Origin of the sequence: Rhodococcus sp. ARC_M6, from assembly GCF_022810305.1 — a bacterium.
In the GTDB taxonomy this organism is placed as follows: domain Bacteria; phylum Actinomycetota; class Actinomycetes; order Mycobacteriales; family Mycobacteriaceae; genus Rhodococcus_F.
Window position 1 is genome coordinate 25,967 of record NZ_JALGQH010000030.1, and the last position, 15,252, is coordinate 41,218.

At 60.1% G+C, this 15,252-nt stretch carries 17 protein-coding genes; 7 read left to right on the forward strand and 10 right to left on the reverse strand.

Translation table 11 applies throughout. The features are described from left to right. Positions 1–3: 3 nt before the first annotated feature. Positions 4–789 carry an endonuclease III gene (gene nth / locus MTX36_RS23900; RefSeq protein ID WP_374230528.1) on the reverse strand — a complete coding sequence of 262 codons (786 nt, stop codon included), beginning with the start codon at positions 787–789 and terminating at the stop codon, positions 4–6. An 80-nt stretch (positions 790–869) separates the two neighbouring features. Between nth and MTX36_RS23905 the strand changes: the two genes are divergently transcribed. From MTX36_RS23905 to MTX36_RS23925, 5 genes are all read left to right on the forward strand, one after another. After that, positions 870–1,133, forward strand: coding sequence for a hypothetical protein (locus tag MTX36_RS23905; protein ID WP_243622126.1), 264 nt, complete (start codon positions 870–872; stop codon positions 1,131–1,133). Between the two features lie 206 nt (positions 1,134–1,339). After that, positions 1,340–2,014: a Crp/Fnr family transcriptional regulator gene (locus tag MTX36_RS23910; RefSeq protein WP_094270921.1), complete on the forward strand. Its 675-nt coding sequence runs from the start codon at positions 1,340–1,342 to the stop codon at positions 2,012–2,014. Positions 2,015–2,300: 286 nt separating this feature from the next. Continuing rightward, positions 2,301–3,035, forward strand: a complete 735-nt coding sequence (locus MTX36_RS23915; RefSeq protein WP_243622127.1) for an alpha/beta fold hydrolase — start codon at positions 2,301–2,303, stop codon at positions 3,033–3,035. Between the two features lie 354 nt (positions 3,036–3,389). Next, positions 3,390–4,673 carry a carboxylesterase family protein gene (locus MTX36_RS23920; RefSeq protein ID WP_243622128.1) on the forward strand — a complete coding sequence of 428 codons (1,284 nt, stop codon included), beginning with the start codon at positions 3,390–3,392 and terminating at the stop codon, positions 4,671–4,673. Positions 4,674–4,724: 51 nt separating this feature from the next. Then, positions 4,725–5,651, forward strand: a complete 927-nt coding sequence (locus tag MTX36_RS23925) for a LysR substrate-binding domain-containing protein (protein WP_243622129.1) — start codon at positions 4,725–4,727, stop codon at positions 5,649–5,651. 47 nt (positions 5,652–5,698) lie between these two features. Here the strand turns inward: MTX36_RS23925 and MTX36_RS23930 are convergent, their stop codons facing one another. From MTX36_RS23930 to MTX36_RS23970, 9 genes are all read right to left on the reverse strand, one after another. Then, complete coding sequence (locus tag MTX36_RS23930; protein WP_374230529.1) at positions 5,699–7,045, reverse strand: MFS transporter; 1,347 nt, start codon at positions 7,043–7,045, stop codon at positions 5,699–5,701. Positions 7,046–7,187: 142 nt separating this feature from the next. Then, entirely contained in the window at positions 7,188–8,201 is a 1,014-nt protein-coding gene (locus tag MTX36_RS23935) for an amidohydrolase family protein (RefSeq protein WP_243622130.1), read from the reverse strand. 3 nt (positions 8,202–8,204) lie between these two features. Next, on the reverse strand, positions 8,205–8,726 hold the full coding sequence (locus tag MTX36_RS23940) for a 3-hydroxyanthranilate 3,4-dioxygenase (protein WP_243622131.1): 522 nt from the start codon (positions 8,724–8,726) through the stop codon (positions 8,205–8,207). Then, positions 8,723–9,175: a RidA family protein gene (locus tag MTX36_RS23945; RefSeq protein ID WP_243622132.1), complete on the reverse strand. Its 453-nt coding sequence runs from the start codon at positions 9,173–9,175 to the stop codon at positions 8,723–8,725. The genes MTX36_RS23940 and MTX36_RS23945 overlap by 4 nt, the downstream gene beginning before the upstream one ends. Then, a complete protein-coding gene (locus tag MTX36_RS23950; protein WP_243622133.1) occupies positions 9,172–9,942 on the reverse strand; it encodes a 2-keto-4-pentenoate hydratase in 771 nt (256 codons plus the stop codon). Before MTX36_RS23950 ends, MTX36_RS23945 begins: the two co-directional genes overlap by 4 nt. A 53-nt stretch (positions 9,943–9,995) precedes the next feature. Continuing rightward, positions 9,996–11,471, reverse strand: coding sequence for a 2-hydroxymuconic semialdehyde dehydrogenase (locus MTX36_RS23955; RefSeq protein WP_243622134.1), 1,476 nt, complete (start codon positions 11,469–11,471; stop codon positions 9,996–9,998). Between the two features lie 101 nt (positions 11,472–11,572). After that, positions 11,573–12,358 carry an MBL fold metallo-hydrolase gene (locus MTX36_RS23960; RefSeq protein WP_243622135.1) on the reverse strand — a complete coding sequence of 262 codons (786 nt, stop codon included), beginning with the start codon at positions 12,356–12,358 and terminating at the stop codon, positions 11,573–11,575. Beyond that, complete coding sequence (locus tag MTX36_RS23965; protein ID WP_243622136.1) at positions 12,358–12,828, reverse strand: RidA family protein; 471 nt, start codon at positions 12,826–12,828, stop codon at positions 12,358–12,360. The genes MTX36_RS23960 and MTX36_RS23965 overlap by 1 nt, the downstream gene beginning before the upstream one ends. Positions 12,829–12,833: 5 nt before the next feature. Further along, positions 12,834–12,998, reverse strand: coding sequence for a hypothetical protein (locus MTX36_RS23970; RefSeq protein WP_094270908.1), 165 nt, complete (start codon positions 12,996–12,998; stop codon positions 12,834–12,836). A 53-nt stretch (positions 12,999–13,051) separates the two neighbouring features. Between MTX36_RS23970 and MTX36_RS23975 the strand changes: the two genes are divergently transcribed. Beyond that, a complete protein-coding gene (locus MTX36_RS23975) occupies positions 13,052–14,068 on the forward strand; it encodes an ArsA-related P-loop ATPase (RefSeq protein WP_243622137.1) in 1,017 nt (338 codons plus the stop codon). A gap of 29 nt (positions 14,069–14,097) precedes the next feature. Next, positions 14,098–15,252 carry an ArsA family ATPase gene (locus MTX36_RS23980; RefSeq protein ID WP_243622166.1) on the forward strand — a complete coding sequence of 385 codons (1,155 nt, stop codon included), beginning with the start codon at positions 14,098–14,100 and terminating at the stop codon, positions 15,250–15,252.

Below are 15,252 nucleotides of genomic sequence, written 5' to 3' on the forward strand. Positions count from 1 at the left end.
CGATCACAACCCGGCCAGAGCGAGCAGGTGCTCAGTCTCCGGCCCCTTGACCAGAGCGGCAGCTTCCGCTTTGTCTGTCGGCCCGAGCCCGTACGACGGGCAGTCTTTGGCCAGGACGCACACGCCACACGCTGGTTTCCGGGCGTGGCAGACGCGTCGTCCGTGGAAGATGACGCGATGTGACAGCAGTGTCCATTCCTTACGTTCGATCAGCGCTCCGATGGCATGTTCGACTTTGACGGCATCTTCTTCGTCCGTCCACTTCCAACGGCGAACCAGTCGACCGAAATGGGTGTCCACGGTAATTCCCGGGACGTCGAACGCGTTTCCGAGGACGACGTTGGCGGTCTTACGTCCGATTCCCGGCAGCGTCACCAGATCTTTGAGCTTGTTCGGCACTTCGCCGTCGTAACGCTCGAGCAGCGCTTGGCCCAACCCGATCAACGACGTGGTCTTGTTCCGATAGAAGCCGGTGGACCGGATGTACTCCTCGAGTTCGAGCCGGTCCGCTTCGGCGTAGGCACGAGCATCCGGGTACCGGGCGAACAACGCCGGCGTCACCATGTTGACGCGAACATCAGTGCACTGTGCCGACAGGATGGTTGCCACTGCCAGCTCGAGGGGCGTCGTGAAATCGAGTTCGCAGTACACGTGCGGGAATGCCACCGCGAGCTGCCGGTTCATCCGACGTGCGCGACGTACCAACGCCAGATGGGATTCTTCACCACCAGTGCCGGTGGACCGCCGTCGCCGAGGTGACTCTGAACGCTCGGTTGGGGTGGTCTGCACTCAGACAACTGTACGGATATGTCCCGACACGACATTTTGTCGTGTCGATTCCGAGATGTTGGCCGTGTTTACTTTCCGGTATGCAAGGACTCGCTGTGATCCTCTTCCCAGTGCTCTTGATGCTCTTCGCCTTGGCGATGGAGAGGGTCGAACGGCGACTGCGTCGACTCTCGGTTCGGGAAAACGAAGTGGCCGAGTTCCTGGATCAGGCCAGCCAGGACGACGTCGCAGCGCTGGCCAACGACGGATTCCCGCACGCATTCGCACGATTCCACCTGCAACGGAAAGGGCGCCGCACCAGCAGTCAACTCGGCAGCGGCCGGGATGATCGCCCCAGCCGCTGAGCTGATCGAGGGCGATACAAACTAGCCAATTCTTCCGCTGTCAGGATAATTTTCGGCCCTTACGTGGCATCAATCACTCGTCCCGGCCGCCCGGGACGTAGACTTCGGTGCCGTACCTGTTGCATTGAGCACGGATTGTGCAGGTACAAAGGTAGATAGTGAAATAAGCGACACCACAAACGAACAAATCCCAACAAGGAGCGCACGTGGACGACGTCCTGGCAAGAGCCGGCATCTTCCAAGGAGTCGAGCCCTCAGCGGTAGCGGCGCTGACCAAGCAGCTGCAGCCCGTCGACTTCCCCCGTGGACATGTCATCTTCAACGAGGGTGAACCAGGCGACCGCCTGTACATCATCGTGTCCGGCAAGGTGAAGATCGGTCGACGCTCACCCGACGGCCGCGAGAACCTGCTGACAATCATGGGCCCGTCCGACATGTTCGGCGAGCTGTCCATCTTCGATCCGGGTCCCCGCACCTCGACAGCCACCACCGTCACCGAGGTCCGTGCTGTGAGCATGGACCGTGACGCACTCAAGGCGTGGATCCAGCAGCGTCCCGAGATCGCTGAGCAGCTGCTCCGTGTTCTCGCTCGCCGCCTGCGTCGTACCAACAACTCGCTTGCCGACCTGATCTTCACGGACGTTCCCGGCCGTGTCGCCAAGGCTCTGTTGCAGCTTGCACAGCGCTTCGGCACTCAGGAGGGCGGCGCGCTGCGCGTCACCCACGACCTCACTCAGGAAGAAATCGCCCAGCTGGTCGGTGCTTCCCGTGAGACGGTCAACAAGGCGCTGGCCGACTTCGCACACCGCGGATGGCTGCGCCTCGAAGGCAAGAGTGTTCTGATCTCGGATTCCGAGCGTCTCGCACGTCGCGCACGCTAGGTTTTTCCAGCTCGACCTTTCGGCCGCTCCCACTTCTTGTGGGGGCGGCCGAAGTCGTTTCGACGTGCGTTTCGGTGTGTTATCACGAACCCTGTCGGCGCTCGCAAAAGAATTCTTCTCCGGAAGGCGACAACCGGCAGCACCTCGGTGCATTGCACACAAACCCGACTCCTTGACGAAGGATCCGTGAAATGGTTGCTGTGTTCAACAGCAACCAGCCAAATCGTCAAGGTAGTGGTTCAGAAAGACACCCGACAACTACCGACCCGAACAACAGGAGGAAGCGGTGTCCAAGCCGTATACGTTCGTACTGGTCCACGGAGCTTGGCATACCGGCGAGCACTGGGAACCTGTTGCCAAGAATCTCCTCGCTGCCGGTCATCTCGTGTACACCCCGACCGTCGCGGGCTTCGGCGAAGCGAACCCCGAGGTTTCGCATGCGGATGGCGTCGACTCGATTGTTCAGTACATCAACGATCGAGACATCGACGACTTTGTCCTGGTCGGACACAGCTTCGGTGGCACCATCATTTCCAAAGTTGCGGAGGCAGTTCCCAACCGAATTCGCCGTCTCGTGTACTGGAATGCATTTGTCCTCGAAAGTGGCAGTAGCATCAACGATGAATCCCCGGCGCACTATCGTGAGATGGTCCAGGCCGGAACCACGAACGGCATGTTCTCACTCCCCTGGAACGTGTGGCGAGAAGCATTCTTGAACGACGCTGATCACGACACAGCCTTGCGCGCGTATGAAACGTTGTGCCCGACACCGGTAACCATGCTGGAAGACAAACTCGACCTGACGAAGTTCTACGATCTCATCGCCACTGGACAGTTGAAAGCCTCATACCTGAACTGCACCGATGACACCGCGATGCCTCACGGCGAACTCGCTTGGCACCCAAGGTTTTCAAGTCGCCTCGGCCTCTGCAGGATCGTACAGATGCCCGGAAGCCACGAAGTCATCTTCACCAACCCAGACGCCCTTGCAATCAAAATAGTCGAGGCTGGACGCGACTGAAAACCACCTGTCCTCGCGGATCCGACGCTTCCTACTTCGGGAGGAAGGTAGCGGCGAATCCTGTTGGTACGAGCGAAAAAATTTCCCAGCTCGAACTTTCGGCCGCTCCCATATCTTGCGGGAGCGGCCTGATTCATTTCCAGCTCAGGTTGTACCAATCCGAGGAGAAATCGTGGTGTCGCGCGCATTGGCTGACGAGGCCGTGTATTCCAGATTGGCGGAGCGCCTCGAACATCGACTGTTGGATGCTCTTTCGCAATAGTGCATATCGTCCGACCATAAAGGTATTTGTGTCGCTGTCATGTGGTGGCATGCTGACATCAGACAAGACGCAGATACAACGCTAGGGGATGCATGTCCGTGGTAATCGCCGGCGCGACTTCGGGACAGTTCCGTGGAGTCCGACGCGAAAGTTCGTTGTACTTCGGCGGAATTCCATATGCACGCGCCGCCAGATTCCAGCGACCCGAACCGGTCGAACCGCAGATCGGAATTTTTGATGCCACCGCACCGGGAACAGTATTTCCGCAACCTCCCTCACGACTCGAACGTGTCATGGGGCCACCTGTTCCCGAACCAGAGCAGAGCGAGGACAGCTTCACGGTCACAGTCACCACGCCGTCGTTGACCGGGCGACGACCTGTGATGGTGTGGCTGCACGGAGGTGGATACTCAAGCGGCGGTGGCGCCCTTCCCTGGTATGACGGCGACGCCTTGTCAACGGAAGGCGACGTCGTAGTGGTCTCGGTCAACTACCGAGTCGGGGTTCTCGGATATCTCCTCCTCGACGGAGTCAGCGAAGGCAATCTCGGAGTCCACGATCAGATCGCCGCGATCGAATGGGTACGGACCAACATCGATACTTTCGGCGGCGACCCTGATTCGATCACCCTGTTCGGCCAGTCTGCTGGTGCACATTCGATAGTGAACCTGTTGAGCAGCAATGCCTCCCGCGCCGGAATCCGCAGAGTCGTATTGCACAGCAGTCCACGTCTGGACTTCAACTTTTCACACTCGGCAGCAGTCGAGAACGGCAAAGTTTTTGCGCGGATACTCGGCGGCGATCCGAACACCGCTCCCCTCGCCGATATGCTGGAGGCATTTCGTGGAACAGCGATCGAGTTCGGACAGCGATCCGGCAATGTGGTTCAACCACCGTTCGCTCCTGTCTCCGGAGTAGCGCCGCTCCCCGAGGAATCAGGCACCTTCACCGATGCCCCGGACGCCATCATCGGCTACACACACGACGAAGGATCGGCGTTTCTGCGCGTGGCACTCGACCCGTCGCGGGACAAAGAGGAAGCGTTGACGCAGAACATGTTTGCCGATACCGCTGTGGAATTGGCCGATATGTTTGCGGCTGCCGGAGCCTCGGTGTACACGTATCGTTTCGATTGGACTCCCGAGGAGAACGCTTTCGGCGCCCCACACTGCATCGATCTCCCGTTCGTCTTGGGATCCCAAAAGGCTTGGCAGGGTTCACCAATGCTAGGCAACGCCGAGTGGTCGACTGTCGACGAGCTGGGTCGCCGGATTCGACAGCTCTGGATTTCGTTTGTACATAACGGAAGTCCGGACGGCGGAAAATCATGGATGACGTACACACCGGAGAATCCGATCGGAATCACCTTCGCCTGAGCAACTTCGAGCATCTGTCCGTCAGCGGCAATCCCAGCTAGGATTGCCGACATGGACATGCCCAAGCTCCTCGACGGGCGACTCAAACTCCGCCACCTCTTGCTGGTCGACGCCTTGAGTCGTCAGGGCAGCGTGGTCGGTGCCGCCGCTGCACTTCACATCACGCAGCCTGTGGCAACTCGCAGCCTGCACGACATCGAGTCGATTCTCGGCGTCTCACTCTTCGATCGCGGGCCACGCGGCATCACTCCGACGATTTTCGGCGAGGCCTTCACGGCTCACGCTCGCGCTGTCATCGCGCAGCTCACCGAAGCCGGCCGACACGTGGTGGAACTTGCCGACGCAAACCGTGGAACCGTCATCGTAGGAACGCACCTGGCAGGATCAAATGTGTTGCTGCCCGGCGCTATTGCACGACTGAAGGTCCATCATCCACTACTCACAGTGATCGTCCGAGAAAGTACCCCCGAACAACTGCTCACCGATCTCGAGGCCGGCCGAATCGACCTGATTGTCGGCCGGCTCACCTCACCGACCGACGGCACCGCAGTAAGGCGTAATCTCTACGCTGAATCAGTCGAACTTGTTACCCGCGTTGATCATCCACTGACCGCGCGCGAAGACATACAGCTCGAAGATCTTCGCAACTTTCCCTGGATCTTGCCCGGCGTCGAAACTGTCCTCCGCCGCGAACTGGAAGAGTTCTTCGTCCGCAACGGCCTTCCGATGCCCGAGAACCGCGTCGAGGCAACATCATTCCTCACAGTTCGACAACTGCTGATCGAGACCGACATGATTGCCGTACTTCCGAGCCTGATTCCCCGCGACGACGCTCGTCTGACCACGCTTCCGATCACTCTCGATCCGATCGGTCACAGTGTAGGTATCACGACTTCTGCCACTAGGACATCGAGTCCGTCCGCAGAAGCGCTGATCGCCACGTTGCGCGCCTTCGCCACAGAACTCATGCATCCATGAAAGGCCCGCTCCCATCCCAGGGAGCGGGCCTTCGATCATGAAATCTCTCAAGCGTTTTCGGACACACGAACCTCATCGTGCTGCAACCCACGCGATGAATCCGGCACCACCCGGAACAGTGCGATCGCGCCGGCCAGACTGATCGAACACATTGCGACCAGATACCAGGTCACTCCGACCGAGGAACCCGTGGCGTCGAGCAGTGCCGTCGCGATCATCGGAGCCAATCCGCCGCCCAGAATCGCACCACTCTGCAGGATCAACGACGAGCCGGAGTAACGCACCTTCGCCGGGAAGGTATCCGCGATGATGGCACCCTGGACGCAGTGCGTCACCGGGATGATCAAACCCATCCCGATAAAGGCGACGACGGCGACAACTTTGTTCTCGGTGTTCAGAAGCGGGAAGAAAACAATGCACCACAACAGGATTGCGGCTGATCCGCCGATGAACATGTGCCGACGCCCGTACTTGTCTGCCACCTTGGTCCAGATCGGAATCGAAATGAACCACACGACTGCCGCGGCAGTGACACTGAGAACCAGGAACTGCTTGTCGTATCCCAGATGTTGGGTGCCGTACGCAAGGGTGAACACCATGAAGGCATACGCCACTGCCGAGTTCGCAACGCAGGCAGCCAATGTGAGCGAGAGACGAGGGAAACCGACCTTGAGCGCCTCACGTAGCGGGAAGCGTACAATTTCGTTCTTTTCCATGATTCCCGCGAACGACGGTGATTCGGTAACTCGTAGGCGGATCACCAGTCCGATCGCAACCAGAACGAAGCTGAGCAGGAACGGAATACGCCATCCCCACGAAGCGAAGGCCGAGTCCGACATCATTGCGCTGATGCTGAGGAAAAGTCCGTTGGCGAGAACAAGTCCGGCTGGTGTACCCATTTGAGGGAAGCCTGCATACAGGTTCTTCTGACCGGCCGGCGCATGTTCCATCGACATCAGTGTCGCCCCGGCACCTTCGCCGCCCAGTCCGATGCCCTGAATGACTCGCATCAGAACCAATAGCACGGGGGCCCAGAACCCGATGGAATCGTAGTTCGGGATCAGGCCGATCAAAGTGGAGCCGACCCCCATCATCACCAGTGAGACGACGAGTGTCGCCTTACGGCCGATGCGGTCACCGAAGTGTCCGAACACCAGGCCACCCACCGGTCGGGCAATGAAGCCGACGGCAAACGTGCTGAACGCAGCCAAAGTGCCGGCGGTGGGACTCAAGCTCGGGAAGAACTGCTTGTTGAAGATCAGCGCTGCGGCTGTTCCGTAGAGAAAGAAGTCGTACCATTCAAGAGTTGTGCCGGCGAGGGTTGCCATGGCAACTCTGCTGCGGGCAGCTTTCTCCGGCAACGGCTTTCCGTCACTGGTTACGCTTTGGGTCATCGCGGATACCTATCGATTGGATGGGCGGCAGGCGGATGGTGGAATCTTCTGTCGCCGACCGTGGTTCACGAGCGTCGTCGATCGTTGTTGTTGAATTGTGCGCGCCCGAGACATGACTCACAAATGCCAAATCTCTCGTTAGCTATACCGAAACAGGCATACCCGACAAACCGAGGAACCGTTCGGCATTCCCCCGCGAAATTAGCTGTCGTGCAGCATCATCCAAGAACTCACTCTTACGAACAACATTTCCGACAGGGCGTTCACCCAGCGGATACGGGTAATCACTTCCCACCATCACACGGTCCACCCCCACCGTGTCCACCAGCAATCTCAGCGCACGCTCATCGAAGACGACAGAATCCACGTAGAACCTGCCCAGGTAATGCGAGGGCGGATACTCCGACGTCCCGATGATGTCATTTCGGCCGTGCCAGGCGTTCTCCATCCGGCCGAGCCAGAATGCGAAAGATCCACCGCCATGTGCAAATCCGATCTTCAGCCGATCATCGATCTTGTCGAAGACGCCGCCGAGGATCAGTGCGAGTATCGACAAATGCGTCTCGGCCGGCATCGCGGTGAGCCACTGCGCCATCCAACGATCAAGACGCGGCGAGTTGGCCATATCCCACGGATGCACGAAGACCGGCACGTCCAGCGAAGCGCAATGCTGCAGGAATGTCACGACCCCCTCACTGTCGAGATCGAGATCGCCGACGTGATTGCCGATCTCGACTCCGCGGTGCCCGTTCGCAATGCAACGCTCGAGTTCGCGACAGGCCGCATCGGTATCTTGCAACGGAACCTGGCAGAACGGGATAAGCCGATCCTTCGCAGGTTCTACGATCTCGAGTGCAAGATCGTTGAAGATCCTCGAGATTCTGGCCGCCTGCTCACCAGTGCGGCCGTAATTGAAGAATGCGGGTGTCGGCGAGACAACTTGCGTGTGCACCCCGTCCGCATCCATGTCGCGAAGGCGCACCTCGGCGTCCCAGGCATCGGACTGAACTCGTCGAAACTCCTTGGTACCCATCATGATCATGGCTTCGGTCTCGGACTCCACCTTCATCCACGGAGCCTCCGGACCTGCATCCGCCGAGAGATCCGGCCACCCTTTGGGCACGTAGTGGGTATGAACATCGATCATGTCGCCCATGTGTCAGCCCTTGCCTGGATGCAGCGTGCCGCAGTTTTCACACGTGCGCGCTTCTTCGCTCTCGTAGAACTTGACGAAGACCGGTGGGAGGTCGGCAACGATGTCGCGCACCTGAAGTTCCACCTCGTGAATCTTGTGATTGCATTCCAGGCAGTACCACTGGAACTTTTCCAGCGTTCCCTCGACGCGGACGCGCTCGATGACAAGGCCGATCGAACCCGCAGTGGGCCGCTGCGGCGAATGCGGGAGATTTCTTGGCAGCAGCCAAGTTTCACCCTCCCGAATGTCGACCCGCTGGGGTCCGTCTTCCGTCATCACGTTGACGTGAATATCACCTTCGAGCTGGTAGAACCATTCCTCGTACGGGTCGAGGTGGTAATCGGTCCGCTGGTTCGGTCCACCGACTACCTGCACGATGAAGTCGTCTCCCAGCGCCATCGTCTGATTGTTGACGGGTGGCTGCAGCAGATGCCGGTTGTCGTCGATCCACTTCTTGAAATCGATGACGGGCGGAATCGCGGTCATGATGCATTCTCCGTATCTACGGACGCTGAGCGTCGGGAGGCGGGCACGTACGCCACGCCGGAAATTTCGATGAGAAGGTGTGGGTGGGGCAGTTGATGAACAGCCACAGTCGTTCTCGTCGGGCCGTTTTCGTCGAACAGTTCGGCGTATACCTCGTTGTATCCGCCGAAGTCGTTCATGGACACCAGATATGAGGTGACCTGGACCAGATCGCCCAGTTCACCGCCGACTTCGGCGAGGATCGCGGCAATGTTCTCGATAACGGCACGGGTCTGCGCCCGAATGTCGAGCGACGTCGTACCCATTTCATCGACCTCGACACCCACGAACGTGTTGTCCGGCCTCCGAGAACTGGTACCGGAAACGTAGACAAAATCTCCGACTACCTTGACGTGAGGGAACTTTCCACGTGGCTTGGCTAGCTTCTCGATGACCTGAGCCCCGCTCATCGGACACCTCGCACCGAAACGGTTCCCAACCCCGCAACGTTGCACTGTGCTGTTTCCTCATCGAGTCGGATTGCCGCCGTGGCGGCGCCGGCCAGAATAACCTGTCCGGCGCGCAACGGGATTCTGCGTCGGCGGGCGATGTCCAGAAGGGCGTGGAGCGCCTGTGCCGGATCGCCGAGGATCGCAGATGTCGAACCGACAACCTCCTCACTACCGACCTTCATACGGACAACTCGATCCGAGACATCCTGTAGCGACTGCCACGGCCCGATTACATATCCGGCAGCACTGGTGTTGTCGGCGACGACATCGGTATAGGTGAATCGAAAATCGCGGTATCGCGAGTCGATGATCTCCATCGCCGAAGCCACCGCGTCGACGCAGGATTCGATGTCGGTATTCGGATCATCGAGGTCGACGTCCTTCGACAGTCGGTACGCCACTTCAGGTTCGATCTTGGGATGAATGAAGGACGACAGGTCCACGTCGCTGCCGTTCTCCACTGTCATCGCGTCGGTCAGTTGGCCGACGATAACCTCGGAGACACCCATCTGGGCCATCTTGGCTTTGCTGGTGAATCCGAGTTTGACGCCGACAATGGATTCCCCTCGCCCGATACGCCTTTCGAGGAGAGCGTTCTGAATCTTGTACGCGTCGTCGATGTCGATGTTGTCATCGTCAGCCAGGCTCGGAGTGTCGGTGCAACTGGTCTGTGCATCGTCGAGACGACGCGCGAGCGCAGATATGGTGTCTTCGGGGGTTGTCATCACGACTCGCTCATTTCTCGGGACTCGAGTGGATCTGTTGGGGGCTTCGATATTCACAGCTGCACGCACACGTTGGTGGGTTCGGTATAGAAGTGCAGCGAGGATTCTCCACCCTCGCGGCCGATCCCGGAAAGACCCGATCCGCCGAACGGAGACCGCAGTTCACGGGTGAACCAGGTATTGACCCAGGAGATTCCGACGTTCATCTTCTGGGCAACGCGATGTCCGCGGCGCAGATCGTTGGTCCACACGGATGCGGCCAGCCCGTATTCGGTGTCGTTGGCCAAAGCAATAGCCTCTGCCTCGGTGTCGAACGGAATGAGCGCGGCAACGGGTCCGAAGATTTCCTCCCGCACGGCGCGATCCTTGTTGGTCAGGCCGGTCCACAGTGTGGGTTCGATCCAGGATCCACCGGCCAGCGCTTCGCCGAGGTCTGGAATGCCGCCACCGGTGAGAACTTTCGCTCCCTCTTGCTGCGCGATCTCGAAGTAGTCGAGGACCTTCTTGCGATGAGCTTGCGAGATCAACGGACCGGTTGTGGTCGCGTCGAGCATCGGATCGCCAAGACGCAATTCCTGCGCGCGCTCGACGAGCCCACCGGCAATATCGTCGAAAATGTTGCGGTGCACATAAACCCGCTCGGTGCACAAGCAGACCTGCCCGGTGTTGGTGAACACCGATTTGGTGAGGCCGGTCAGCGCTTCGTCAATGTCGACGTCGTCGAACACGATTGCGGCGTTCTTGCCACCCAGCTCGAAGGAGACCGGGAGAACCCGTGGCGCAACGGTTTTCATGACGTGAGATCCAGTTGCCGATGATCCGGTGAAGGTGACACCGTTGATACCGGGATGTGTGGTGAGGAACTCTCCGGCCGAGTTGGCACCGAAGCCGTGAACGACGTTGTACACGCCGGCCGGCAGGCCCACCTCTTCGAGTACCTCTGCGAGAAGGGAGGCGGTTGCCGGAGTCTCTTCGGACGGCTTGACCACCACGGAGTTTCCACAGGCGAGGGCCGGTGCAACTTTCCACGTCAGAAGAAGCAGCGGCAGGTTCCAGGGCACGATGACGGCAACGACGCCGAGCGGCTTACGGATCGCATAGTTGAGCGCCTGCTTGCCTCCTGCCAGGTCCGTGATGAACGATTCCTGCCCGGCCGCAGCCACGATGTCGGCGAATGCCCGAAAGTTCGATACGGCGCGAGCGACATCCAAAGACCGGGCCTGTGTGATGGGCTTCCCGGTATCCGCCATCTCAGCAGCAACAAATTCCTCGAACCGCTCCTCGATCCGGTCGGCCGCACGGCGCAGCAGTGCCGTGCGCTCTCCCACCGGTGTACTCGCCCAGCCGTTGTCCAAGGCCCGCCTGGCCGAGGTCACAGCCCGATCAACCAGTGCGCGGTCGGCCTCGTGGACCCGGGCGAGGACGCGGCCCGTTGCCGGGTCTACCTGCTCGAAGCTCGATGATTCGTCCGGTTCGACATACGCGCCATCCACGTAGTTGCGGATCCATCCGTCGCAGTGTGTGGTCATGGACCAACTATTGACCTGCATCCCATGTCAAACAAATGCAAAAACTGCCGCCAGATATACCAGAATTGGCATATCGAGCGGCAGGATTGCAAAGCGGAGATTCAGCGACGTAGATATGCCAGCTGCACGTTCACGGATTTCTCGGCCACCGGCCAGAGCTTGGGGTCCACATCCGAATAGACGTGTTCGACAACATCTCTGACAGGCGCCGAATCGCCGAGCGTCACCAACGCCGCCCGCACCTGATCGAGTCGCTCCTCGCGATGCGCGAGGTACTGCTGCGAAATCTCTTGCAGATCAGGCAGCTCCGGACCATGGCCAGGCAATACTGTTCGCCCGTCACCGAGTTCGATGAGTGCGCGCAGCGAGGTGAGGTAATCCCCCAGATCGCCGTCGGAATCGTCGAGAACCGTTGTGCCGCGACCGAGGATGGTATCGCCGGTGAGCACGCTGCCATCGTTTTCGATCACGATCGATACGGAGTCCGCCGTGTGACCGGGAGTTGCGACGATACGCAATCTCAGCCCGGCAACCTCGATGACTTCGCCGTCGATAAGCGTCGTACCGCTACCACGCAAAAACTCGGGGTCCACGGAACGCACTGGAACCGAGGTTAATTCGTAGAAACGGCCCACCCCACCGGTGTGGTCGAAATGCCGGTGCGTGATCAAGGTCAATGCAACCCGACCCGATCCGGCGACCCGTTGCAGATGTTCTTCGTCGTTGTCACCGGGATCGACGACAACACATTCGGCATTGCCCGGTAGCTGCAAAATCCATGTGTTGGTGCCGTCGAGCGTCATCATGCCCGGGTTGTTCTCGAGCATGACCGACGCGATGTCGGTGACGGTGCGAAGCTGCGCGTAGGCGGGGTGAACCGTTGCCATCAGCGAACTTCTACGATCATGTCCACCTCGACGGCTGCACCGAGGGGAAGTTCTGCAACACCAACAGCAGCACGGGCGTGAATGCCCGCGTCACCGAAGACCTCACCGAAGAATTCGGACGCACCGTTGATCACGACGGGCTGACCGGTGAATCCTTCGGCGGACGCAACGTAGCCGACGACCTTGACGACTCGAACGACATTGTCGATACCCACCAGTGCGTCGACAGCAGCAAGTGCGTTGAGCGCGCAGACACGCGCGGCAACCTTTGCGTCTGCTTCCGACACGCCCGCACCGAGTTTGCCCGTCAGCGACAATTTTCCGTCCACGAACGGCAACTGCCCGGACGTGTAAACGTGATCGCCCGTACGAACCGCCGGGACGTACGCCGCAACGGGAGCGGCAACGGCGGGAAGTTCGATTCCGAGCTCGGCCAGGCGTGCTGACCAGGTCTGTGTGGTCTCACTCATGTACTTCAGCCCTTCGGACGCTTGAGGTACGCGACGTGCTGCTCGCCCGACGCGCTCGGCAGTACGGTAACCAGTTCCCATCCGTCGACGCCCCAGTTGTCGAGGATGGCCTTCGGATTGTGGACCAGAAGCGGGGTAACGGTGTATTCCCAGGAAGTCGTTTCACTCATGCGGTGAGCCTATCCCGCGCACAAGTTCGGTCCCAGACTTATAGGCTCGCGGTGTGGTTGCATCCCAAGATGAGCTGAGCAAGACCTGGCCTGAGTCTGCATCGAAGGCCCGCTTGCATTTTGTGTCGGGCAAAGGCGGAACCGGTAAGTCGACGGTGGCTGCCGCGTTGGCGCTCGCGTTGGCCGAAGGTGGTCGACGCGTGTTGCTGGTGGAAGTGGAGGGTCGCCAGGGAATTGCGCAGCTCTTCGACGTGCCGCCGCTGCCGCCTCAGGAAACCAAGGTCGCTGCCGCCGAGGGCGGTGGCGTCGTCATGGCCCTGGCTGTGGACATCGAGACCGCTTTTCTCGAATACCTCGAGATGTTCTACAACCTGGGTTTCGCTGGACGCGCGATGCGTAGGTTCGGGGCCATCGAGTTCGCCACCACCATCGCTCCGGGCCTGCGGGACGTGCTGCTCACCGGCAAGATCAAGGAGTGCGTGATCCGCACCGACCGGACTGGCAAGCGGGTGTACGACGCCGTCGTCGTCGACGCTCCGCCGACGGGCCGGATCGGCAGTTTCCTGGACGTCACGAAGGCGATGGCTGACCTGGCGAAGGGCGGACCGGTGCATTCGCAGAGTGAGGGTGTTGTGCGGTTGCTGCATTCACCCGAGACCGTGGTGCATCTGGTTGCCTTGCTCGAGGCCCTGCCTGTGCAGGAAACCGCGGATGCCGCAGCAGAACTGGCACGCGACGATCTCAATCTCGGGGCCGTCATCGTCAATCGCGCGAGCCCCACGTTCCTACCCGAAGGCACCCTGGCCGAGGCTGCTGCCGGAAACATCGCTGCGGACGCAATCCGGTCGACGCTCTCAGCTGTCGGTCTGGATCTGTCCGACAACGACTTCGCCGGCCTGCTGACGGAAACGATCGAGCATGCGTCGGTGCTCGAGGCTCAGGGAGCCAGTGCGGAGAAATTGAGCGAGATCGACGGAGCGCGGATGCAATTGCCGGCACTTGCCGACGGCGTCGATCTGGGCGGGTTGTACGAGTTGGCCGAGTACCTCATGGAACAGGGCGTCCGATGACCGAAACCAGTGAATCCGCCGAAAACGTCATGAACAGCAGTGGCCGCACCGGGCGTCGCAATGCCCCGGTGCTCGACATTTCCGCGATCATCAACGATCCGACATCGCGAATCGTGGTGTGCTGCGGCGCGGGCGGCGTCGGGAAGACCACGACGGCAGCATCGTTGGCGCTGCGGGCAGCGGAGCAGGGTCGACGCGTCGTAGTCCTCACGATCGATCCGGCGAGGCGTTTGGCGCAGGCACTCGGTGTCGAGGAACTCGGCAACACACCGCAACCGGTGAAGCTCGGACCGGATGCCACCGGCGAGTTGCACGCGATGATGCTGAACATGCGTCGCACGTTCGACGAGATGGTGATCGAGCATTCCAGCCCGGAAAAGGCCGAGCAGATCCTGGCAAATCCCTTTTACCAAACCGTTGCCACATCGTTCTCCGGAACTCAGGAATACATGGCGATGGAGAAGTTGGGGCAGCTCGCGTCGGACGACAAATGGGACCTCGTTATCGTCGATACACCTCCGTCACGGAACGCACTCGATTTCCTCGACGCTCCGCAGCGGCTCGGTACGTTCCTCGACGGACGCATGATCCGCCTTCTTTCCGCGCCCGGGCGCGGCCTGACCAGGCTGGTGGCGGGTGCCATGGGATTGGCACTCAAGGGCGTCTCGACGATTGTGGGCAGCGCAATGCTGTCCGACGCGTCGGCGTTCGTTCAGTCGCTGGATTCGATGTTCGGCGGTTTCCGAGAGCGCGCCACCAAGACCTACGAACTCCTTCGCCAGCCCGGCACCCATTTTCTGGTGATCGCTGCTGCGGAACCCGATGCGCTGCGGGAAGCTGCATTCTTTGTCGATCGGCTGGCTGGTGATTCGATGCCGTTGGCGGGGTTGGTCTTGAACCGAACGCACCCGACCCTGACGGCTCTACCGGCAGATCATGCGGTGACGGCTGCCGACAAGCTCGAGGCCAAGGAGAATCCGACCGACGCGGAGGCTTTGACGGCGGCGGTCTTGCGTATCCACGCTCATCGCGCGGTTATTGCAAAGCGCGAGGTGGGGTTGCTCAGCCGATTCACCGCAGCCCATCCGCGGGTTCCGCTTATCGGTGTGCCGTCGTTGCCGTTCGAGGTTTCCGACCTCGAAGCGCTGCGCGCCGTGGGGGATCAGCTCACCCGCAAGGGTTAG